This window comes from Leisingera sp. CC-HEC093 (assembly GCF_059429195.1).
The window spans coordinates 1,180,844-1,201,986 of record NZ_JCAIJR010000001.1; the positions used below are offsets into that span (position 1 = coordinate 1,180,844).

The window sequence follows — 21,143 nt, forward strand, 5'->3', positions numbered from 1 at the left end:
AGCACGGGCCAGGCCCAAGGCTGAAGACCGCCCGGCACGCCGGGGATCTTGAGGAAGCGGGAGTGCCACCCTGGCAGCAACAGCCAAAAAGAAAGCCGCCCATAGGGCGGCTCTCCGTTCCTCAAAAGCAGCGGGCTTATTCGGCAGCCCAGCCGCCGACAGCCTTCACTTCGAGGAAGTCTTCGATCCCCCATTTACCGCCTTCGCGGCCTTTGCCGGACTGTTTCATGCCGCCAAAGGGCGAGCCTGCCGAGCGGGACTTGCCGTTCATCTCCACCATGCCGGAGCGCAGGGCGCGGGCCATGCGGTTGGCACGGGCGCCGTCCTGGGTCTGCACATAGTTGGTGAGGCCATAAGGCGTGTCGTTGGATATCTCGATTGCTTCCTCTTCGGTCTCGAATGGGATGATCGACAGAACCGGTCCAAAGATTTCCTCGCGCGCGATGGTCATCTGGTTGTTCACATCGGCAAAAACAGTGGGTTTGACATAGTAACCTTTGTTCAGGCCATCCGGGCGGCCGGTCCCGCCAGCCACCAGCCGGGCACCTTCGTCGATGCCCTTTTGGATCAGGTCCTGGATCTTGTTCCACTGCATCTCGTTCACAACCGGACCAATATGGCGGCCTTGCTGATCAGCCGGGCCGACCTCAACCTTGGCAGCGACTTCCGCCGCCTCGGACACCACCCGGTCATAGATGCTGTTCTGGACCAGCATGCGGCTGGGCGCGTTGCAGCTCTGACCGGTGTTTTGCATCATGTGCAGCACACCGCGCTTCACGGCCTTCTCGTCGGCATCCTCAAAGATCACGTTGGCACCCTTGCCGCCCAGTTCCAGATCCACTTTTTTTAGCGTTGGTGCCGCGGCCTGGGTGATTGCAATGCCTGCGCGGGTAGAGCCGGTGAAGGAGATCATGTCCACATCCGGATGAGTGGTCAGCTGCGAGCCAACGCCCGGGCCGTCACCGTTCACCAGGTTGAACACGCCCTTCGGGAAACCGGCCTCATCCATCAGCTCAGCAAAGAGCATCGCGTTGAGCGGGCTCTGCTCTGACGGCTTCAGCACCATGGTGCAGCCGGCCACAGCCGCGGCACCGACCTTGAGCGTCACCTGGTTCATCGGCCAGTTCCAGGGCGTGATCAGAGCACAGACACCGACCGCCTCATGAATGATGCGGTCGTTCGGGCTGCGGTCGTTCAGCGGCGCGTCAAAGGGGAACTCCTTGGCCGCGGCGATGAAGTTGCGAAGATGCCAGCTGCCTGCCCCAACCTGGGAGCTGCGCGACATGTCGATCGGCGCTCCCATTTCCAGCGACATCGCCTGGGCAAGGTCTTCGGCCCGGGCCTCATAAACATCGACCAGCTTTTCAACCAGCGCGATACGCTCTTCTACCGGGGTGGCCATCCAGCCCGGCAGCGCCGCCTTGGCCGCAGCCACAGCAGCGTTGGTGTCAGCTTCCGATCCCAGCGAGATCACAGCGCAAGGCTCTTCGGTCGAGGGATTGATCACCTCAAAATCATTGGCTGCAGAGGGGGCGACCCACTGCCCGTTGATATAAAAATCGCGTTTCTCGATCATCTGGGAACTCCCAATTCTGATGTATTCCTGGCACTGGCATGCCGGTTTTGCGGCCACTCTGTCACTGCACTGCAAAGGGGGCAAGGGTATTTGCTGCGTAATTTGATCAAATTATTGCAGGCGCTGTCAATGCCCCTCCGGGGCGTTGATATTTTGCGGTTTCCTTGTACGGCGGCTTTATGGTTGCGTTAAGGTACTTAAGTAGCAGTCAAGACGACTCGATACTTAACTGACAAGGAGATACCGCCATGGGTTTGCGCATTAACGACACGGTCCCGGATTTTACTGCAGAAACGGACCAGGGCACCATCACCTTCCATGACTGGATCGGCGACAGCTGGGCGATTCTGTTTTCCCACCCCAAGGATTTCACCCCGGTCTGCACCACCGAATTCTCGGCCGTCGCACAGCTGAGCGACGAGTGGGCCAAGCGCAACACCAAAGTAATCGGCGTTTCAGTCGATGGTGTCGAGGACCACAAGAAGTGGAAAAAGGACATCGAGGAGTACGGCAAGGCTGCGCCGGGTTTCCCGATCATCGCCGACGATGGCCTGGCGGTCTCCAAGGAGTTCGACATGCTGCCTGCCGAAGCCTACCTGCCTGACGGCCGCACGCCTGCCGACAGCGCCACTGTGCGGTCGGTGTTCATCATCGGCCCGGACAAACAGCTGAAGCTGTCGATGACTTACCCGATGACAGTAGGCCGCAACTTTGCAGAAATCCTGCGGGCGCTGGACGGCTTGCAGATGTCGATCGGCAAGGGCGTCGCAACCCCGGCCAACTGGGTGCCGGGCGAAGACGTGATCATTCCGCCGACTGTTTCAAATGAAGACGCCAAGGCGAAATTCGGTGAGTTCGAGACCATCTTCCCATACCTGCGCAAGGTGAAGGCGCCGGAATAAGGCTGTTCTTGCAAATACTATGCGGGCGCAATTCTCTGCGCCCGCATCTTTCGCAGGCAGACCCGATGCATTCCGCACAGCGTATTGAGAGCCGGTACAGGGACAAATTTGCGAAATCAGCCGTGCAGATGACAAGCGGTCAGGCAGGCAATCCGAAGCTTAGCCAATGCCTGTGATAGCTGATCAGGTGCCCGTCACCTTGTGATACAATTCGGACCGGTATCCGACCAGGATGCCCAATGCGCCCAGCACCCAGCCGAGTGTCCGCGCCACATCCATCAGACGCTGCTGCGGCTGAAACGGCAGGACAAGCAGCAAGCAAACCAGAAGAAGCATCTTGAACGGCAGCGCCATCATCCGCGCCAGACCAGAGCCGAAACTTTCATCGAACTTCCGCCGCAAATTGGTATTCACCTGATCGCGCGCGCGCAGGGTCTGGTACCAGAACGACAAGCGCTGCTGCGGGACTTCTTCATAAACAAAGGCATCCTTGACCCAGCCGACCGGCAGGCCCTTGGCCCGTGTTTCAGCGTGAAACTTCGCATCAGTACCGCCGGTCATCCGCATAGCCTCGTCGAACCACAGGCCGTGCTCGGTGAACAGCCTAAGATCAGCCATCCAGTTGTTCGTTACGGTGGTTACAGGGCCGGAGTCCTGCAGGCTGGCTTTTCGGGCGGCCCGATTCTCTTTCCGCAAATACCGGTTGGCAATATTTGCGTGCATCAGGCGCTGCACGAGACCGGCGCCCTCATGAACCGGAGCGGCACGCAGTGGTGCGCCGACAAGCATGGCGCCGCTGGCACGGAAACCCTCGGTCAGCCGTACCAGCCAGTCCTGCGCAACAGTCTCATCGTCGTCGACAAACGCCAAGACGTCCGAACCGTTGGCGATTGCTTCCTTGGCCGCGCGGTTCCGTCCAAACGGAATACCCAGTTCTGTTTCCAGCACATAATCAAGCGCAACACCATTTGGCATAGACCCGGCTTCTTCGACCACGGACTCGCTGCAGGCGACAGTATCGTTTTCAACGACAAGACAGCGGACTTCGCAGCCCTCTGGGATGTCCATTCTGCCCCAGCTGCGGACAAGTGCAGCAAGCATGGCAGGGCGTTGCCGCGTCAGCGCAGCAACCGTGATTCTGAAAGGGGGCGATATGGACATGCGGCAGGAATAATGGCAAGACGTTCGCCGCGCAACCGGCACCGCCGGGACACCTGGAGATAGGGCAGTCTGTTGAATCTCACCGCATCCGTAATCATTCCGACCTACCATTGCTGGCCCCTGCTGCAGCGCTGCCTTGATCATCTCGGTGATCAAACGGTGGAGCTGTCGGTTTTTGAGATAATTGTTGTCAACAACGCGGAAAATGACGACGTTCCGGATGACCTGGTCCTTCCCCGGAACGCACGTGTCATCTGGGAGCCGAAACCAGGATCCTACGCGGCACGGAACGCAGGCATTGCAGAAGCAAAGACTGACCTGCTGTTCTTTACCGATGCGGACTGCACGCCCAGGCGCAGCTACATCGAAAACGGCCTGCGCACGTTCAAGGAGCATCCCGGCGTCCAGCGGTTTTCAGGCGCGGTAGAGCTGGAGCCCGCCGGTTCGGACTGGACAGTGCCCGAGATCTATGACCGCCTGACCTGCTTGCAGCAGGAGCGGTATGCAAGCCAAGGCAGGGCCGCCACTGCCAACGTCTTTGTGCGGCGGGCAGCATTTGAACAAGTCGGATTGTTCGACGGACAAGCGCTGTCCGGCGGAGACATGGAATGGAGCAGGCGCGCGAAAGCCAACGGGCTTGAGCTGGTTTATACCCCTGACGTGATTGTCGGGCACCCGGCCCGTGAGAGTTTTGACGCTCTGGCGACCAAAGCCCGGCGTATCCTGGGCGCCAAAATCCGCAGCGCCGGAAATTTCCGGTTCCGCTACTACATTCCGCCAATCAAGAAGATCATTCCTCCGACCAAACTCCTTCGGCGCGCCATCAAGGATCCTGAGCTGAGTTCCCGGCAGGTTCTGCAGGTCTGGGGCTGTGCCTACCGGTTGCGTCTGGCCATGATCGCCGAACAGATGCGGCTGACCTGGCTGCGCGGCGCGCACGAACGCCGCTGATTTCAAAACACCTTTGGCTCAAAGAAAAAGCCCCGGCAAAATGCCGGGGCTTTCTTGTACCTGCCGCCGGAGGTTACTCCTCGGCTTGGGCCTTTTCTTTCTTCTCCGGCTGAATTTCCTCGCCGGTTTCCTGATCAACGATCTTCATCGACAGGCGGACCTTGCCGCGGTCGTCAAAGCCCAGGAGCTTCACTTTCACTTCCTGGCCTTCCTTCAGAACGTCAGAAGGATGGTTCAGGCGGCGGTTTTCGATCTGGGACACGTGCACCAGGCCGTCGCGCTTGCCGAAGAAGTTCACGAAGGCGCCGAAGTCGACGATCTTCACAACCTTACCGGTGTAGATGGCGCCCTCTTCCGGCTCTGCCACGATCGAGTAGATCATGTCATAGGCCTTCTTGATGGCTTCGCCGTTGGGGCTTGCGATCTTGATCACGCCATCATCATTGATGTCGACCTTGGCGCCGGACACTTCGACGATCTCGCGGATCACCTTGCCGCCGGAACCGATCACTTCGCGGATCTTGTCGGTCGGGATCTGCATGGTCTCGATGCGCGGAGCGTGGACCGAGAACTCAGAGGCTTCGGTCAGAGCTTTCGCCATTTCGCCCAGGATGTGGATACGGCCGTCCTTGGCTTGTGCCAGGGCTTTCTCCATGATCTCAGGCGTGATGCCGGCGACCTTGATGTCCATCTGCAGCGAGGTGATGCCGTTTTCGGTACCCGCCACTTTGAAGTCCATGTCGCCAAGGTGGTCTTCGTCACCCAGAATATCGGACAGGATCGCATAGGAACCGTCGTCTTCCAGGATCAGACCCATGGCGACGCCGGCAACCGGTGCTTTCAGCGGAACACCCGCATCCATCATCGACAGCGAACCGCCGCAGACCGATGCCATTGAGGACGAACCGTTCGATTCGGTGATCTCGGAGACAACGCGGATGGTGTAGGGGAAGTCGGTTGCCGCGGGCAGAACCGCCTGCAGCGCGCGCCATGCCAGCTTGCCGTGGCCGATTTCGCGGCGGCCCGGAGGGCCCACGCGGCCAACTTCACCAACCGAGTACGGCGGGAAGTTGTAATGCAGCAGGAAGTTGGATTTGAAGTTGCCGTGCAGCGCGTCGATGAACTGCTCGTCGTCGCCGGTGCCCAGAGTGGTCACAACCAGACCCTGAGTTTCACCACGGGTGAACAGGGCAGAACCGTGGGTCCGCGGCAGCAGGCCGGTTTCAGACACGATGTCACGGATTTCGTCGGTTTTGCGGCCGTCGATACGCTTGCCGGTTTTGACAACGTCACCGCGCAGAATGCCGGCTTCCAGCTTTTTCAGCGCGGAACCCAGGTTGGCATCTTCCAGCTGTTCTTCGGACAGGGCAGCCTTGATGGTCTCGCGGGCAGCGGCAACAGCGGCGGTGCGCTCCTGCTTGTCGCTGATCGCAAATGCGGCGCGCATCTCTGTTTCGCCGGCGGCCTTAACGGCTTCATACAGCTCGGAGTAATCCGGCGGGGTGAAGTCGAACGGCTCGTTTGCGGCTTCTTCGGCCAGCGCGATGATCAGGTCGATAACCGGCTGGATCTGCTCATGCGCAAACTTCACCGCGCCCAGCATTTCTGCTTCGGACAGTTCGTAAGCTTCCGATTCCACCATCATCACAGCGTCTTTGGTGCCGGCAACAACCAGATCCAGACGCTGTTCCGGGTTCAGGCGCAGGTCCTGCATGTCATCCACGGTCGGGTTCAGGACGTATTCGCCATCCTCGAAACCAACGCGGCAGCCTGCGATCGGACCCATGAACGGCGCGCCAGACAGGGTCAGTGCTGCCGACGCCGCGATCATTGCAACCATGTCCGGGTCGTTGACCAGATCGTGCGACAGCACGGTGCACATCACCAGAACTTCGTTCTTGAAGCCGGGAACGAACAGCGGGCGGATCGGACGGTCGATCAGGCGCGCGGTCAGGGTTTCTTTTTCGGTCGGGCGCGCTTCGCGCTTGAAGAAGCCGCCGGGCACCTTGCCCGCAGCGTAGTATTTTTCCTGGTAGTGCACGGTCAGCGGGAAGAAGTCCTGGCCGGGCTTCTGCTGACGGGCAAAGGTCACGTTGGCCATGACAGAGGTTTCGCCCAGCGTGGCAATCACAGAGCCATCAGCCTGGCGGGCAACCTTGCCGGTTTCCAGTGTGAGCGTCTCTTCGCCCCACTGCATCGATTTTTTAGTGACGTTAAACATCTAGCGTATCCTAATTGGGAGCACTCCCGGCCCTCCGGGTCTCCCGTTTGCGTGGCGGCCCCATTGCCGCCGGCCCCATCTATCTTTCTTTCGCGTGCCGGGGCCTTGGCACATCGTCTCAGACAGGCCCGCCCATACAGGAGTTTCAGGCAAAATGAAAGGGAAAGCGGCAGCACGCCGCCGCAGTAGACGGCTGCGTGCTGAGGTTGGACATCAGGCGCGCCGCGTACCCCGCCTGTCCTGAATCAATTGGTGGTTTCCAAGCCTTCCGGGCGGCCTGCAATGGTGAAATGCAACCCGTCCGGGTCCATAAACTTGGCCGCAAAACGCTTCACATCCTCCAGCGTGACCGCGTTGATCTGGTCATTGCGGGTTTCCACATAGCTGACAGGCAGATCGTCCATCTGCATACCCGCAAGGATCGAAGCGATGCGGCTGTTACCATCGAAACGCAGCGGATAGGCGCCAGTCAGATAGGTCTGGGCGTCCTTCAGCTCTTTCTCCGTCACGCCTTCCTCCGCCATGCGGCGCCATTCGCCCCGGATCACATCAACCGCCTCTGCCATCTTGCCGTTGGCAGAGGCCACCGAGCCCATGTAGACCGCCGCCAGATCCCGCGGCACCAAGTAGGAATAAACCCCGTAGGTCAGCCCGCGCTTTTCCCGAACCTCTGTCATCAGCCGGGTTTCAAAGGAGCCGCCACCCAGGATCTGGTTCATCACATAAGCGGTGAAGAATTCCGGATCGTCGCGCTTGATGCCCTTCTGACCGAACAGCGCCACCGACTGCGGGGTGTCGAAATCGACCACGGTCACCCCGCCCTCGATGTTCACCTTTGCCGGGCCGGGAATCGGCGCGCCCTTGGCGGGTAACTCGCCCAGAAGATCATCCAGAAGCGTGCCAAGCTCGTCTGCGGTGATGTCGCCGACGGCACTGACATAGAGCCTGTCGCGGGCAAATACCGCCTCATAGGCATCAAAAACGTCCTGACGGCTGAGCGCGGCCACTGTTTCCAAGGTGCCCTTGCCGTCACTGCCATAGGGGTGATCGCCATAGGCCATTTTGGCAAAGGCCAGGCCAGCGATATTGTTCGGGTTCTTGGCATCGGAGCGCAACCCGGCCAGAACCTGCGCCCGCACCCGGTCCAGCGCATCCTGATCGAACCGCGGCTCAAACAGGGTCTGGCGCAGCAGCGCCACAGCCTCATCGCGGTTTTCAGTCAAGAAACGGGCGGAAATGGACACCGAATCCTTGTCGGCGTCATAGCTGAATTCCGCCGCCAGAGACTGCAATGCCCGTGCATAGTCCTGCGCACGCAGATCGCCGGAGCCCTCTTCCAGCAAACCTGTCATCAAGTAGACCCCGCCCCGCTTTCCGGGCGCATCCAGCGACGTGCCGCCGCGAAAGCGCAGCTCAAGCGCGGAGAAGGGGATCGCGTGATCCTCTACCAGCCAAGCCGTGATGCCGCCAGGCGATGTGACTTCCTGAATCTTGATCCCGGCCCACGCTGGCAACGCCAGGAAACAGGCTGTCAGCGCGGCGGTGAAAAATTTCAGCACGGTCATTGGGTCACCTCCTGGCTGCGCGTCATCCAGCCCGTGACAGATGTTTCCGGCCGCAAGACTTCATTTGCGGCAGCGATAATTTCATCAGCTGTCACCGATTGCAGGATCTTTGGCCAATCCTGCACATCCTTCACCTTCAACCCGATGCTAAGCGCCTGCCCGTACCGGTTGGCGATACCGTTCACGTTGTCGCGGTCGTAGATTTCGGCGGCGCGCAATTGCAGCTTGATCCGATCCAGCTGGTTCTCGTCCACGCCTTCCTCCAGGAACCGGGCAATGGTTGCGTCCAAGGCTGCCTCTGCCTGCTCCATGCTGGTGCCTTCTGCGGGCACGATCAGTAGGGTGAACGACGTATCATCCAGCGTGCTGCCGGAGTAAAACGCGCCAGTGTAAACCGCGACCTGCTGGTCGAATTGCAGCGCGTTCGCCAGATAGGAGGTGTTGCCGCCACCCAAAAGCTCCGCCAGCAGGTAAAGCGCCGCGGCCTTTTGCTGGTCACCGCTGTCTCGCTCCGGCGCCAGGTATGAGCGCTGCACATAGGGCTGCGCCACACGCGAATCCTTGAACGTCAAGCGGCGGGCGGCAGTCTGCGGCGGTTCCTGGCTGCGGAAACGCTCTGGCAAATCTGGATTGGCCGGAATCACGCCATAATACTTGTCCGCCAGCGCCTTCACCTCATCCGGCGCCACATCGCCGGACACAACCAGTATGGCGTTATTGGGCGCATAGTAGGTGTGGTAGAAGGACAGCGCGTCCTCCATGTCCAGGCTTTCCATCTCGTGGCGCCAGCCGATCACCGGCTGGCCGTAACGGTGATTAAGGTATTGCACGGCCTGCAGCTGCTCCCGGAACAGTGCCACCGGGTCGTTGTCAGTGCGCTGGTTGCGCTCCTCCAGAATGACCTCGCGCTCGGTGGCGATGTCCTCTTCGCTGAGGCGGAGGTTGGTCATCCGGTCGCTTTCCATCTGCATCATCAGTTCCAGCCGGTCGGCGGCGACGCGCTGAAAATAGGCAGTGTAGTCGTAACTGGTAAAGGCATTGTCCTGGCCGCCATTGGCCCGCACCGTGGCAGACAGCTCACCCGGGGCCAGCTTGTCAGTGCCCTTGAACAGGAGATGCTCCAGGAAATGGGCGACCCCGGACTGACCCGGCGGCTCATCCGCGGATCCGGCCCGGTACCAGACCATTTGCTGCACGACCGGGGCGCGGTGATCCTCAATCACCACCACATCCATGCCATTGTCCAGGGTGAACGCGGTCACCGCCTCTTCCTGTGCCCGTGCGGGGACGGACAAGGCAGCGCTCAACGCTGCGGCGGCCAATGTGATCCTCTGGATCATCTGGCATCCTCCAATTTCTGCACCTCTGCCGTTGCCCGGCACGGTGCGTTTACTGCTCTTATGTTCATTTCGATCGATGCAGCCACAATTCACCGTCCTTTGCCAGCAGAAAGACTGCTGTCAACCTACGCTGCTGCAGCCGCCATACAAGGCCGGCTGGCAGAAAAGTGAGGGATCAGGACTCTTCTTCAGGCGGTGACGAGGGCGTGGCCGCACCAGACCTGCGGTACTGGTCGCTGACGGCAAAGGGGTCAATGCTTTGCTTCCGGTACAGCTGCTCGTAGCGGTCTACAGGCACGATCTTAATCCGCCCCAGATGACGGTTGCGGTGACGGAACTTCGCGTCCTCCGTGGCCAGCGTCTCGCGCACGCCCGGCTCCACACCGTAGCGGCTGGAGGCCGTGACCAGCGCCGCGTCGCCTGACGGCACGCCGGCTGCCGGCACCAGGGCGCCAGGCTTGCCGCCCAGCGCAGCGACCGCATCACCCCGCGGGTTGGGATCGGTCAGGTTGCCGCCGCCGGGCGTCGGCACGGGCAGCGAGGCATAGCTTTCCGGCGAGCTCAGCGGTTTGCCTGGAAGGACCAGAAACTCATCCGGGCCGGTCCCCGGCTTTTGGAGCACGCGCAGCCCTTTTTGCGCGCAGCCGGAAACTGCCAGCGCGCCAGCCAGAATGATCACTCCGAAAGGGATCCGCATTGCCCCAAACTCCTGCCTGTTTCCCAGCGCTTGTAACGCAATTGCCCGGCGAGGTCTACGCAGGCTTTTTATGCCGTCCGTCAAAGAAAATCAGTCCTGCAGCACCGCCGAAAATGAAGATGTCCGCGACGTTGAACACAAACGGATTCTGAATGCCGCAACACGACGTGTTGAGGAAGTCCAGCACGTAGCCGTACAACAGCCGGTCCGCGACATTGCCGAGCGCACCGCCGATCACCAGCCCGGCGGACAGTTGCATGCCCCGTGACGTTTTTTGCGTCCGCAGAATCCACACAGCCACGGCAATACAGATGGCCACCGACAGCCCGATCAGGATCCAGCGCGACGCTTCGTCACCACCGCCGAACAGGCCGAAGTTAATTCCGGTGTTCTCGCCGTAGCGGAAGTTGAGAAACGGCGGCAGCACGTCGATCCGGTGGCGCTGGTCCAGCCCCATCCAGTGGACCACCAGGTATTTGCTGGCCTGATCCGCCAGAAAGGAGAGGACCGCGCCCCAGATCATCCAACGTGCTGCCATGTCTTATTCGCCCTGCTTAGTGACGGAAGTGGCGCATGCCGGTGAAGACCATGGCGAGGCCTTTCTCGTTGGCCGCTTTGATCACCTCGTCATCGCGCATAGAGCCGCCCGGCTGGATCACGCAGGCACCGCCGGCCGCGGCGGCTTCCAGCAGACCGTCTGCAAAGGGGAAAAAGGCATCCGATGCCACAGCACAGCCCTTGGCAAGGTTTTCTTCCAGGCCCAATTCCGCAGCCATGCGGCCGGCCTTAGCCGCTGCCACATTGGCGCTGTCCAGACGGCTCATCTGGCCCGCGCCGACGCCGACGGTTGCATTATCCTTCACATAGACAATGGCATTCGACTTGACGTGCTTGGCGACCTTCCAGGCAAACAGAAGGTCCTGCATTTGGGCGTTAGAGGGCGCCTTCTCGGTCACCACCTTCAAGTCATCCATGCCGACGTAGCCGACGTCCTTGTCCTGCACCAGCATACCGCCGGCCACTTGCTTATAGGCCACGATGGGCTTGCGCGGATCCGGCAGGCTGTCGGTCAGCAAAAGACGCAGGTTCTTCTTTGCAGCAAAGATCTCCTTGGCCTCTTCCGACGCGCCCGGTGCAATCACCACCTCAGTGAAAATCTCGGTGATCTTGGCCGCAGTCTCCGCGTCCAGCGGATGGTTCAGGGCCACGATACCGCCGAAGGCCGATGTGCGGTCGCAGTCGAAGGCTTTCTGGTAGGCCTCTGCCAGGGTCGCCCCCTTGGCGACGCCGCAGGGGTTGGCGTGCTTGATGATCGCAACTGCGGGGCTTTCAGCCGGGTCGAACTCCGCCACCAGTTCATAGGCTGCATCAGTGTCATTGATGTTGTTGTAGCTCAGTTCCTTGCCCTGCAGCTGGACTGCAGTAGCAACGCCCGGACGGTTCGAGCCATCGGTGTAGAAGGCCGCGGTCTGGTGGCTGTTCTCGCCATAGCGCAGAGTCTGCTTCAGTTCACCGGCAAAGGCACGGCGCTTGGGCGCTTGCAATTCCAGCTCACCCGCCAGCCAGTTGGAAACCACAGCATCATAGGCCGCAGTGCGGGCATATGCCTTTTGCGCCAGCTTGCGGCGGAAGCGCGGGCAGGTTGCGCCGTTGTGCTGGTCCATGTCTCCCAGCAGTTTGTCATAGTCCTCGACATCCACAACAACGTTGACGAAGGCGTGGTTCTTGGCCGCCGCGCGGATCATCGCCGGGCCGCCGATATCGATGTTCTCGATCATCTCATCGTAGTCAGCACCGCGAGCAAGCGCTGCCTCAAACGGGTACAGGTTTACGACCAGCAGGTCGATGGCGCCGATGCCGTGCTCATTCATCGCGGCGACGTGGGTGTCGTTGTCGCGCAACGCCAGCAGGCCGCCATGCACCATCGGGTGCAGGGTCTTGACCCGGCCGTCCATCATTTCCGGAAAGCCGGTGACCTCAGAGACATCCTTCACGGTGAGCCCTGCGTCGCGCAGCGCCTTGGCGGAACCGCCGGTGGACAGCAGCTCGACACCGCGCGCGGCCAGCGCCTGGCCCAGCTCAATCAGGCCGGTCTTGTCGGATACGGAAAGCAGCGCACGGCGTACGGGGTGAAGGTCGGTCATGGCAGGGCAGGTCCTTTTAAAGGCTCAGTCAAACGTCTCGGGCTCGTCCCGGTTCAGGTCGCGCACGGCAATGGCAGTTTCCTGCGCCTTGCTGAGCGTCCACCGGACGCGGGTGGCATATCCCATCGCCCGCCCGGATAAAACGATCTGCTTTGCCGCACGCGGCTTCAAGCGGGTCTTTTCCAGGAAAACGCTTGGCTCCAGCCGCAGACGGCACGCGCCGTCATGACGAAACACCCAGATTTCCCCGCTCTTGAGCGCCATGGATACTGCTGCGCCGCCCAAGTCAAGTGTTGCATCCACCTCCGGGTGCAGATGCAGGCGGATATCAAAGCTGACACCGCCGTCAGGGGTGCTGCTGCCGGCCTTATCAAAGCGCGCCTTGGCCGGGCCTTCCAGCGCCAGCAGCATGTCCTCCCCCGCCAAGGCGCGGCCGTCAAAGGAAAGATCCAGCGTGCGGGCATGGGTCAGGCCGAAATGCGCGGCATAACCGTTGTGGCCGCCCTGGAACCGGAAACCGTCAGGCAGATCAGAAATGTCCAACGGCACGTCATCGGGTGCCTCGATCAGCTCTTCTTGGCCAGTGGTCTTGTGCGGTGCAGCCAGCCTGGCGCTGGAATGACCTTCGATGCACAAAGTGCTGTGCGACGGCGTTGCCCGCCCGGCGCGGCGCCACTCCACACCAAAGGATTCGCCCGATCCGCAGTTCACGATCAGCGGCCGCCGCCCCGAGGCCAGTTCAAACGCCAGGGTCGAAGCATGGCCGTTGCAGGACGCTTTGCCCTTGGGCGGCGCCGATGCATCAACGATCACCGACGTGCGCCGCGCCGATAACCGGGCGAACCCCATCGCCAGCCCATCTGCATGACGCTCTGCCACGTGGCTGGCGGCCAGCGCATGATCCAACCGCCCTTCCAGCCCGCGGCCGCCGCCGTGGAATCGTGCCAGACCGCCGTCGCTATGGCGCAGGGTGCGCAGGGTGGGGGCTATCCGCTCGATGGCGGCGGTGTGGGCAGGCGGAACCATCCGGCCCGCCTCATGCAGGGCCGCCGCCGCCCAGGTCAGAAGGGTGAACACTTCCAGCAATTCTTCCGGGTTGCGGGTCGGCAGCCCCCCCTGGGCATCAATCTGCGCATCGCATTCCGCCGCCAGCGCCTTGACCGCCGGGTCGGCCAGCTCCTCGCGGCCTTGCAAGGCAAGGCCTGCGTAGATCAGCCCGCACAGCGCCTCGAACCGCGGCAGCCCAGGCGGCGCGCCCTGCCAGCGCTGCGCCAGGTACCATGTCTGCTGCGCCAAAGAGCCGTAGAACGCCTCCGTGTCATCCTTTTCCTTGCCGCTCAGCAGGAACAGTGCGTGATTGATCCAGCGGATCACCCGCCGCCCCGTCAGATCCGGCAGCCAAGCCAAGCCGCCGCCGCGCCCATGCTGCTCAATCCAGCCCCAGACCCATTTCTGCGCCTTCAGCCGTGCCTTGAAGTCCCCCACTGCCGCCAGGTCGTCAAGCCAGGCAAACCCATGCCGTTCCGCATCAAAGGCGGCATCAGGTGCTGTAACCTCCCACAACCCTGTCTCGGGCGATTCGACCAGATAGCCCGCAAACAGCAGGTTGCCCGCGACCAGCTGACGGCCGCGGGCAAAACTGCCGATGGTGCGCGGTTCGGGCTGTGAGACAAACCCGGTTGCAGCCGGCTGGCTGCGCGCGCGCCAGGCGTAATAGCGGTTCAGCAGCCGGGTGCCGCGGCCTGCCATTCTGTCATATGTGGACATGCTCTTCTGCCTCACGCCGGAGTTTGCCAGGGCGTTTTGGAGAGGAGCATAACGCGGGGGCCGCGGCGAGTCACCGGCGAATGCCGGAGACCTGCCGGTGTCACGCGGATTTACGCAGCAGGACCATGTAGAAGCCGTCCATTCCGCCGCGGTCCGGCCAGTAATCCGGACGCAGACGCAGGCCGCCTTCTTCGGTAATCCAGTCAGGTTCCACGCCCGCGATTTGCAGCGCCTCGCGGTCTGCCGACATCTCCGGGAACATGTCCAGCGCCTCCTCGGCGTGGCATTCACCTTCGTCCGGCAGCAACGAGCAGGTGCAGAACATCAGCCGTCCGCCAGGCTTTACCAGCGTCCAGGCATGGGCCAGCATCTGCGCCTGCAGTTCAATCAGCGCACCGAATTCACTGCCATCCTTGGCGTGCGGAAGATCCGGGTGGCGGCGGATGGTGCCGGTGGCGGAACAGGGTGCGTCCAGCAGCACCGCATCGTATTGACCGGCCTGCTCCAGCGCATCGCCCACGACCAGCTCCGCCTGCAGCCCGGTGCGTTCCAGGTTTTCCCTCAGCCGCGCCACGCGGTGTTCCGAAACATCGACCGCCGTTACCCGGGCACCCGCAGCAGCCATCTGCATGGTTTTACCGCCCGGAGCAGCGCACAGTTCCAGCACTTGCTCGCCAGGCTGGACGTTCAGAATACGGGCAGGCAGCGCGGCGGCGGCATCCTGCACCCACCAGCTGCCGGAATTGAAACCTGGCAGCGAAGACACTTGCCCGGCAGTTACAATCCGCACTGACCCGGTGGGCGCAATCTCTCCGCCAAGGGCGCGCAGGTCCGCACCCGGCTTGCCAGTAACATCCAGCGGAGCACCCGCATAATGCGCGGCCTCCATAGCCAGCATCGCCTCAGCACCCCAGGCCTGCACCAAGGGTTTCCTCAGCCAGTTCGGCAAGCGCGGCGTGCGCAGTTTGGCCCATTCCGCCGGGCCGTCTTCCGCCACTTTGCGCAGCACTGCGTTGACCAGCCCCTTCAGCTGCCCGTGGCGGCGGTGCCCGGAGACTATCGCCACCATGGCATTCACGACCCCATGCGCTGCACCGCCGGAGCAGAGTTCAACTGTTCCCAGCCGCAAGGTGTTCATGACCATCAGCGGGGGGGATTTCTTCAGGTGCTTTTTCAGGACCCTGTCAGCGCGCTCCAGGCTCCGCAGGGTTTCCGCTGCCAGCCGTTGCGCGCGTGCGCGGTCTTCCGGCACCAGCTTCTCCAAAGCCCCCGCAGCATAGCATTCCGCCAATAGCCGCCCTTCTCCCAGCACCTGATCCAGCAGGTATACCGCGGTGCGGCGGGCGTGATTGGCATCGGACATGGGGCTACTCCTTGGGGCGCGGCTTGTTTGCGCGGGACAGGGGCGTATATCATGGGCAGAGCATAAAGGAACCCGCGATGAGCGACGAGACTGCACCTGAACAGAAAGACCTGCCGCCCGCCGCCCGGCGCGCCCTGGCCGAAGCGGAGGAACGCCGCAAGGCGGCCGAGGCGCAGACACCGCGCCCTACAGAGCTGGGCGGCCGCGATGGCCCGGATCCGGCGCGCTATGGCGACTGGGAGAAAAAGGGCATCGCTGTCGATTTCTGAGATCAGCGCGGGGGCCAGCCCCCGCACCCCCGGAGTATTTCCGGAAAGGTGAAATGAAGCCCCGTTCTTTCATCTTTCTCCAAATACTCATGTCCCGCTGCCCGGCAGGCGGCTATGCCGCCGGGAGGGGAGGCAGCGGTCCGCAAGGGCCGCCTTTCTGACTTTAAAGCCCGAGAACATCCACCATATCGTACTGGCCTGGGCCTTTATCCTGCCCCCAAAGCGCGGCTTTCAATGCGCCGCGGGCAAAGATCGCGCGGTCGGTGGCCAGATGCCGCAGCACGATCCGCTCCCCTGCGGCGGCAAACAGAACGTCATGCTCGCCCACGATGTCGCCGCCGCGGATGGCCGTGAAACCGATATCGCCGCGTTTGCGGGCGCCGGTGATGCCGTCACGGCCGGAATCGCGCACATCCGCCAGCTTCACACCGCGGCCTTCGGCAGCCGCCTCGCCCAGCATCAGCGCGGTGCCGGAAGGCGCGTCCACCTTGTGGTGGTGATGCGCCTCGATCACTTCGATGTCGAAGTCTTCATCCAGCGCGGCAGCAACCTTCTTGGTCAGCTGCACCAGCAAGTTCACACCAAGGCTCATGTTGCCTGCGCGGATGATCACCGCGTGGCGCGACGCCGGTTCCAGCTGGGCAATCTGCGCGTCCGTCATGCCGGTGGTGCCAATCACATGCACCGCACGGGCCTGCGCCGCCAGTTTGGAAAAGGCCAGCGTCGCCTCGGGCGCAGTGAAATCGATGACCGCCTGCGCCTTGGAAAACGCCTCCAGCGCGTCGGCGGTCACAGTGACGCCTACCGGAGCTCCACCCATTGCTTCACCCACATCGCGGCCGACCCACGCGTGGCCTTCGCGTTCCACGGCCCCCGCCAGCGTGGCCTTGCCGCTCTCCAGCACCGTCTTGATCAGCATCCGCCCCATACGGCCCGATGCGCCGGTAATCACAATCCCTGGTTTGTGAGTCATTGGCCCATTCCCTTGTTCAAGCTGGTTTTGTCCTACATCGCCCGGCAGCGCTTGGCAAAGCCTGCGATCCGGCATAGATCGGAACTATGGCAAAGAACAAATTCCACGATGGCCCCGGCCCGTCCCAGCGCCAGCTTCGCGTCGGCGAACTGATCCGCCGCTCGCTTTCTGAAGTGCTGGCGCGCGGCGATGTGCATGACCCGGACCTGAACCGCATGTCGATCACCGTGGGAGAGGTGCGCACCTCCCCCGATTTGAAAATCGCCACCGCCTTTGTGCTGCCCTTGGGCGGCAAGGGGCAGGAGGATGTGCTGAAGCTGCTGGCCCGCAACAAGAGCGAGCTGCGCCGGATGGTCGGCAAGAAGCTGGGTCTGAAGTTCACTCCGGATCTGCGCTTCCGGCTGGACGAGACCTTCGACCAGATGGATGAAACCCGCCGGATGCTGAGCCAGGACGCGGTGCGCCGCGACGTGGAAGAGTGATCCGCAAGGCCGCCTTGCTGCTGGCAGCGCTTTGGACCGCTCCTGCGGCTGGCGCAGTCGAGTGCAGCGATGTGGCCTATGAGGGCAGCCGGTACTCAATCTGCGAAGTGAACGCTGCGCAGGAGCAGCTGCGGCTGTTCCTGAAGGACGGCGAAGGGCAGGTTTACGGGCATTTTTCCGCCCTGGAGGAGGCGCTGGCAGCAGACGGCAAGGCACTGGCCTTTGCTACCAATGCCGGTATGTACCACAGTGACCGCTCCCCCGTTGGCCTGTACCTCGATGAGGACGGCGAGGAAATGCGGCTGGTGACCAATGCCGGGCCCGGCAACTTTGGCCTGCTGCCCAACGGCGTGCTGTGCATCCGTGATGGCAGGGCCGATGTGTTTGAAACCCTCGCGTTTGAGAAGGCCGCCCCCGCCTGCACCTATGCCACCCAATCCGGTCCGATGCTGGTAATCGACGGCGGGCTGCATCCTCGCTTCCTGCCCGATTCGGACAGCTATTACATCCGCAATGGTGTCGGCACCTCGGCAGACGGTACACGCGCGGTCTTTGCAATTTCGCGGAATGCGGTGACGTTTCACCAGTTCGGCAGCCTGTTCCGCGACTATCTGAAGCTGCCCGATGCGCTTTACTTTGACGGTAATATCTCGCGCCTGCACGCACCGCAGCTAGGCCGCAGCGACGCCGGTTTCATGATGGGCCCGATTGTGGGCGTGGTTGAAGACACCCAGCCATCTGACTGAGCGCCTCAGCCGGGACGCTTGCGCATCTGCCGGATCATCGGCACCGAATAGATCACCAATGCGGCCCAAATCATTGGAAATGCGATCATCCGGGCACGGCCGAAATCTTCGCCGAACAGAAGCACCGCCGCCAGCATGATCATCGTCGGGGCGATGTATTGCAGGATGCCCATGGTCGAGAGCCGTACCAGCTTGGCGCCGTTGGCATAGACAATCAGCGGCACCGCTGTGACCACGCCGCAGCCCAAAAGCAGCCAAGTGTCGGCGGGCGAGGTGCCGAAGCTGCCGCTGCCGGTGGCAGTAAGGTAGGCGAAATACCCCAAGGCAGGCGCCAGGAGAATCAGCACTTCCAGCAGGAAGCCCTGATTGGGGCCGATCGGCAGGGACTTTTTGAAGAAGGCATAAAAGCCCCAGGACAAGGTGAGGCCAACCGCCACCCAGGGTATCCTGCCCGCCTCCAGCGTCAGCACCAGCACCGCAGCCGCGGCCAGCGCCACGGCGGCCATTTGCGCTTTGCTGAGCGGCTCACGCAGCAGGATCGCACCGAGCGCAATGCTGAACAGCGGGTTGATGTAGTAGCCAAGCGCGGCATCCAGCGCCCGCCCGGCTGCGATCGACCAGACGTAGATCCCCCAGTTAACGGAGATCAGCGCCGCGGTGATGCAGGCCATCCCTAGCATCCGGGGATTTTTCAGCGCCGCACGCAGATCCCGTGTACGGCGCAGGACAATCAGCAGCGCGCCAGCAACCGGCACCGACCAGATCACCCGGTGTGCGACAACCTCCGCCGCCGGAATGTGCGAGAGCGCCTTCATGTAAAGCGGCAGAAAGCCCCACAGCAAGTAGGCGGTGACAGCAAAGGCCAGCCCGCGCGGGGAATCCAAGTTCTCGGGGCTCTGATCTGTCATGCCGCACTCCTGTCCAGAACGCCGTTATGACCGGTTTTGCGCACCTTGAAACTTCGTTTTCTGTGATACCGGGCATTTACCGCCATTATGGGTCACCCTGCCGGCCGCGCAGCAACAAAAAACGGCCCCGGAAACCGGGGCCGCAGTGCAATTTGGGGTTTGCAGTTTCCGCTTTGCGCGGGTGTTACGCCTCCAGCGACCGGCGCAGCATTTCGACGTCCTCGGCGATCTGGCCATCGGTCAGCTTCAGCTCTTCGATGCGCTTCACGCCGTGCATCACGGTGGTGTGGTCGCGCCCGCCGAACCGGCGGCCGATCTCGGGCAGAGAGCGGCTGGTCAGCTGTTTGCACAGATACATTGCCACCTGACGCGGGCGCGCATAGGAGCGCAGGCGCTTGGGGCCGATGATGTCGGACATACGGATGTTGTAATACTCGGAGACCTTGCGCTGGATTTCCTCGACGGTGATCTTGCGCTCGGAGGCGCGCAGCACGTCTGCCAGGCAGTCCTGGGTCAGATCCATGTCGATCTCGCGGCCCACCAGGGATGCAAATGCAAACAGCCGGGTCAGCGCCCCTTCGAGCACGCGGACGTTGGTCGAGATGCGATGGGCCAGGAATTCCAGCACACCATCTGCAATGCGCAGATCCGGGTAGGTTTGGCGCTGCTGCTCCACCTTGGTCTGCAGGATGCCCAGACGCAGTTCATAGTCGGTCGGGTGCAGGTCTACCACCAAGCCGCACTGAAGGCGGGACTTCACCCGGTCTTCCAGATCCTTGATCTCACCCGGGGCGCGATCGGCAGAGATGATGATCTGCTTGTTCTGGTCCACCAGAGCGTTGAAAGTGTGGAAGAATTCTTCCTGGGTCGAATCCTTGCCGGCGATGAACTGAACGTCATCCACCATCAGCACATCGACTGAGCGGAAAAGATGCTTAAAATCCATCATCTTGCGCTCGCGCAACGCCTGCACAAACCGGTACATGAACTGTTCAGCGGACAGGTACAGCACGTTCAGCGACGGGTTTTTTTCCTTCAGCTCCCAGGCGATGGCGTGCATCAGGTGGGTCTTGCCCAAGCCCACGCCGCCATACAGAACCAGCGGGTTGAATGTGACCGGACCGCCCTCGCCGACGCGGCGCGCGGCAGCATGCGCCAGCTCGTTCGGCTTGCCGACGACGAAGCTGTCGAAGGTGAAGCGCGGATCCAGCGGTGCAGCCTGAAGCGCTTCCAGCGTGTCCTTTCCGGCAGAGGAAGCTGCCGATGCCGCAGGCGCGGTCATGACCGCCACATCGCTCTCCGTTCCGTCATAAACCTCAGCAGAGGCCGCAGGCCCAGCAGTTCGGGCCGGGCTGTTCGCAGAAACCCGGAACGCCAGGCGCTGCACATGCTCGCCGGCCATGCTCAGCTCATGCAGAATCAGATCCGCAAAGTTCTGGCTGACGTAGTTTCCCATGAAATTTGTCGGCACCTTAAAGACGGCAACCCCGCCGTCCACGGCGTCAAATTCAAGGGGTTCAATCCAGGTCTTGAAGTTGTTCTGACCAACCGTCTTCAACAGCCGGTTTCTAAGCTGTCCCCATTTTTCTTCTGTCATGCTGCGCCTCACGCATCCCCAAAAAAGCAGCGGCCCCTTTGCCGGGCCAATTCTATTCTTACCCCCAACCACCCGGGGGGCATTCACGCACAGGGTTACCGTGTGCGGACCAGCAGTGGCCGCATTGCCCGAAGGCTAGACGTTCGCTTGAAACAGCAAAAACAGCCGCAGCGTGCGGCGGTTCTGCCGTTACGAACAATATCGCACACAATTGAGACAAGGCTGCTGACCATAACCGATACAGCAGTGGATCCCGGCCAGTACCGCGCAAGAAATGCGCCCTGTGCCGAGCAACCTGGCAACCTTGATGCCCGTCAAGATTGCCGCTAGCAGCCTGTCCCCCCAGCGAGTGAATCGCTGAAACAGTGGTAGCAATTTGAGGGGGGGAGCGGCAACGAAACTATGATGTTGACTCTGTCTTTGGCGGCAAAGAATCTCCTGCACCCGGAGCAGCCAGCCAAGGCTTTTCCCAAAAAACAAG

General features: G+C 61.8%; 18 protein-coding genes. 5 read left to right on the top strand and 13 right to left on the bottom strand.

The window, feature by feature from the left end; translation table 11 throughout:
• Window positions 1-136: 136 nt before the first annotated feature.
• The gene (locus tag AC5STB_RS05655; RefSeq protein ID WP_495441997.1) at window positions 137-1,576 is read right to left on the bottom strand and encodes an aldehyde dehydrogenase family protein; all 1,440 of its coding nucleotides are present in this window, start codon (window positions 1,574-1,576) and stop codon (window positions 137-139) included.
• A gap of 248 nt (window positions 1,577-1,824) precedes the next feature.
• Here AC5STB_RS05655 and AC5STB_RS05660 point away from each other — a divergent pair, with 248 nt between their 5' ends.
• Window positions 1,825-2,478 carry a peroxiredoxin gene (locus AC5STB_RS05660; RefSeq protein ID WP_495441998.1) on the top strand — a complete coding sequence of 218 codons (654 nt, stop codon included), beginning with the start codon at window positions 1,825-1,827 and terminating at the stop codon, window positions 2,476-2,478.
• Window positions 2,479-2,661: 183 nt separating this feature from the next.
• Here the strand turns inward: AC5STB_RS05660 and AC5STB_RS05665 are convergent, their stop codons facing one another.
• Window positions 2,662-3,795, bottom strand: coding sequence for a glycosyltransferase (locus tag AC5STB_RS05665; RefSeq protein ID WP_495441999.1), 1,134 nt, complete (start codon window positions 3,793-3,795; stop codon window positions 2,662-2,664).
• On the opposite strand from AC5STB_RS05665, the gene AC5STB_RS05670 reads away from it, so the two are divergent.
• Window positions 3,712-4,590, top strand: a complete 879-nt coding sequence (locus AC5STB_RS05670) for a glycosyltransferase family 2 protein (protein WP_495442000.1) — start codon at window positions 3,712-3,714, stop codon at window positions 4,588-4,590. The genes AC5STB_RS05665 and AC5STB_RS05670 overlap by 84 nt on opposite strands.
• A 73-nt stretch (window positions 4,591-4,663) precedes the next feature.
• Here the strand turns inward: AC5STB_RS05670 and pnp are convergent, their stop codons facing one another.
• From pnp to AC5STB_RS05710, 8 genes are all read right to left on the bottom strand, one after another.
• Window positions 4,664-6,811 carry a polyribonucleotide nucleotidyltransferase gene (gene pnp, locus AC5STB_RS05675; RefSeq protein WP_495442001.1) on the bottom strand — a complete coding sequence of 716 codons (2,148 nt, stop codon included), beginning with the start codon at window positions 6,809-6,811 and terminating at the stop codon, window positions 4,664-4,666.
• Between the two features lie 245 nt (window positions 6,812-7,056).
• Window positions 7,057-8,376, bottom strand: coding sequence for a M16 family metallopeptidase (locus AC5STB_RS05680; RefSeq protein ID WP_495442002.1), 1,320 nt, complete (start codon window positions 8,374-8,376; stop codon window positions 7,057-7,059).
• A complete protein-coding gene (locus AC5STB_RS05685) occupies window positions 8,373-9,716 on the bottom strand; it encodes a M16 family metallopeptidase (protein ID WP_495442003.1) in 1,344 nt (447 codons plus the stop codon). The genes AC5STB_RS05680 and AC5STB_RS05685 overlap by 4 nt, the downstream gene beginning before the upstream one ends.
• Before the next feature lie 175 nt (window positions 9,717-9,891).
• Window positions 9,892-10,413, bottom strand: a complete 522-nt coding sequence (locus tag AC5STB_RS05690) for a DUF3035 domain-containing protein (protein WP_495442004.1) — start codon at window positions 10,411-10,413, stop codon at window positions 9,892-9,894.
• A gap of 55 nt (window positions 10,414-10,468) precedes the next feature.
• The gene (gene lspA, locus AC5STB_RS05695; protein ID WP_495442005.1) at window positions 10,469-10,951 is read right to left on the bottom strand and encodes a signal peptidase II; all 483 of its coding nucleotides are present in this window, start codon (window positions 10,949-10,951) and stop codon (window positions 10,469-10,471) included.
• Between the two features lie 16 nt (window positions 10,952-10,967).
• Complete coding sequence (gene purH, locus AC5STB_RS05700; protein ID WP_495442007.1) at window positions 10,968-12,557, bottom strand: bifunctional phosphoribosylaminoimidazolecarboxamide formyltransferase/IMP cyclohydrolase; 1,590 nt, start codon at window positions 12,555-12,557, stop codon at window positions 10,968-10,970.
• Between the two features lie 24 nt (window positions 12,558-12,581).
• A complete protein-coding gene (locus AC5STB_RS05705; protein WP_495442008.1) occupies window positions 12,582-14,324 on the bottom strand; it encodes a heparinase II/III family protein in 1,743 nt (580 codons plus the stop codon).
• Between the two features lie 100 nt (window positions 14,325-14,424).
• Entirely contained in the window at window positions 14,425-15,687 is a 1,263-nt protein-coding gene (locus AC5STB_RS05710; RefSeq protein ID WP_495442009.1) for an RsmB/NOP family class I SAM-dependent RNA methyltransferase, read from the bottom strand.
• A 77-nt stretch (window positions 15,688-15,764) separates the two neighbouring features.
• Here AC5STB_RS05710 and AC5STB_RS05715 point away from each other — a divergent pair, with 77 nt between their 5' ends.
• Window positions 15,765-15,956 carry a DUF1674 domain-containing protein gene (locus tag AC5STB_RS05715; RefSeq protein WP_495442010.1) on the top strand — a complete coding sequence of 64 codons (192 nt, stop codon included), beginning with the start codon at window positions 15,765-15,767 and terminating at the stop codon, window positions 15,954-15,956.
• A gap of 163 nt (window positions 15,957-16,119) precedes the next feature.
• On the opposite strand, the gene dapB is transcribed toward AC5STB_RS05715, so the two are convergent.
• Window positions 16,120-16,929, bottom strand: coding sequence for a 4-hydroxy-tetrahydrodipicolinate reductase (dapB, locus tag AC5STB_RS05720; RefSeq protein ID WP_495442011.1), 810 nt, complete (start codon window positions 16,927-16,929; stop codon window positions 16,120-16,122).
• An 86-nt stretch (window positions 16,930-17,015) separates the two neighbouring features.
• Between dapB and rbfA the strand changes: the two genes are divergently transcribed.
• Both rbfA and AC5STB_RS05730 read left to right on the top strand, forming a co-directional pair.
• Window positions 17,016-17,411 carry a 30S ribosome-binding factor RbfA gene (gene rbfA / locus AC5STB_RS05725; RefSeq protein ID WP_019295139.1) on the top strand — a complete coding sequence of 132 codons (396 nt, stop codon included), beginning with the start codon at window positions 17,016-17,018 and terminating at the stop codon, window positions 17,409-17,411.
• Window positions 17,408-18,157: a phosphodiester glycosidase family protein gene (locus tag AC5STB_RS05730; RefSeq protein WP_495442012.1), complete on the top strand. Its 750-nt coding sequence runs from the start codon at window positions 17,408-17,410 to the stop codon at window positions 18,155-18,157. Before rbfA ends, AC5STB_RS05730 begins: the two co-directional genes overlap by 4 nt.
• Before the next feature lie 5 nt (window positions 18,158-18,162).
• Here AC5STB_RS05730 and rarD read toward each other — a convergent pair whose 3' ends face one another.
• Both rarD and dnaA read right to left on the bottom strand, forming a co-directional pair.
• A complete protein-coding gene (gene rarD, locus AC5STB_RS05735) occupies window positions 18,163-19,065 on the bottom strand; it encodes an EamA family transporter RarD (RefSeq protein WP_495442013.1) in 903 nt (300 codons plus the stop codon).
• A 184-nt stretch (window positions 19,066-19,249) separates the two neighbouring features.
• On the bottom strand, window positions 19,250-20,662 hold the full coding sequence (gene dnaA / locus AC5STB_RS05740) for a chromosomal replication initiator protein DnaA (RefSeq protein WP_495442014.1): 1,413 nt from the start codon (window positions 20,660-20,662) through the stop codon (window positions 19,250-19,252).
• Window positions 20,663-21,143 lie beyond the last annotated feature (481 nt).

What these genes read in the sequence shown, in the direction of transcription:
- AC5STB_RS05655 (WP_495441997.1), bottom strand. Translation starts at nt 1,576, where the DNA reads ATGATCGAGAAACGCGATTTTTATATCAACGGGCAGTGGGTCGCCCCC.
- AC5STB_RS05660 (WP_495441998.1), top strand. Translation starts at nt 1,825, where the DNA reads ATGGGTTTGCGCATTAACGACACGGTCCCGGATTTTACTGCAGAAACG.
- pnp (WP_495442001.1), bottom strand. Translation starts at nt 6,811, where the DNA reads ATGTTTAACGTCACTAAAAAATCGATGCAGTGGGGCGAAGAGACGCTC.
- AC5STB_RS05680 (WP_495442002.1), bottom strand. Translation starts at nt 8,376, where the DNA reads ATGACCGTGCTGAAATTTTTCACCGCCGCGCTGACAGCCTGTTTCCTG.
- AC5STB_RS05685 (WP_495442003.1), bottom strand. Translation starts at nt 9,716, where the DNA reads ATGATCCAGAGGATCACATTGGCCGCCGCAGCGTTGAGCGCTGCCTTG.
- AC5STB_RS05690 (WP_495442004.1), bottom strand. Translation starts at nt 10,413, where the DNA reads ATGCGGATCCCTTTCGGAGTGATCATTCTGGCTGGCGCGCTGGCAGTT.
- lspA (WP_495442005.1), bottom strand. Translation starts at nt 10,951, where the DNA reads ATGGCAGCACGTTGGATGATCTGGGGCGCGGTCCTCTCCTTTCTGGCG.
- purH (WP_495442007.1), bottom strand. Translation starts at nt 12,557, where the DNA reads ATGACCGACCTTCACCCCGTACGCCGTGCGCTGCTTTCCGTATCCGAC.
- AC5STB_RS05705 (WP_495442008.1), bottom strand. Translation starts at nt 14,324, where the DNA reads ATGTCCACATATGACAGAATGGCAGGCCGCGGCACCCGGCTGCTGAAC.
- AC5STB_RS05710 (WP_495442009.1), bottom strand. Translation starts at nt 15,687, where the DNA reads ATGTCCGATGCCAATCACGCCCGCCGCACCGCGGTATACCTGCTGGAT.
- AC5STB_RS05715 (WP_495442010.1), top strand. Translation starts at nt 15,765, where the DNA reads ATGAGCGACGAGACTGCACCTGAACAGAAAGACCTGCCGCCCGCCGCC.
- dapB (WP_495442011.1), bottom strand. Translation starts at nt 16,929, where the DNA reads ATGACTCACAAACCAGGGATTGTGATTACCGGCGCATCGGGCCGTATG.
- rbfA (WP_019295139.1), top strand. Translation starts at nt 17,016, where the DNA reads ATGGCAAAGAACAAATTCCACGATGGCCCCGGCCCGTCCCAGCGCCAG.
- rarD (WP_495442013.1), bottom strand. Translation starts at nt 19,065, where the DNA reads ATGACAGATCAGAGCCCCGAGAACTTGGATTCCCCGCGCGGGCTGGCC.
- dnaA (WP_495442014.1), bottom strand. Translation starts at nt 20,662, where the DNA reads ATGACAGAAGAAAAATGGGGACAGCTTAGAAACCGGCTGTTGAAGACG.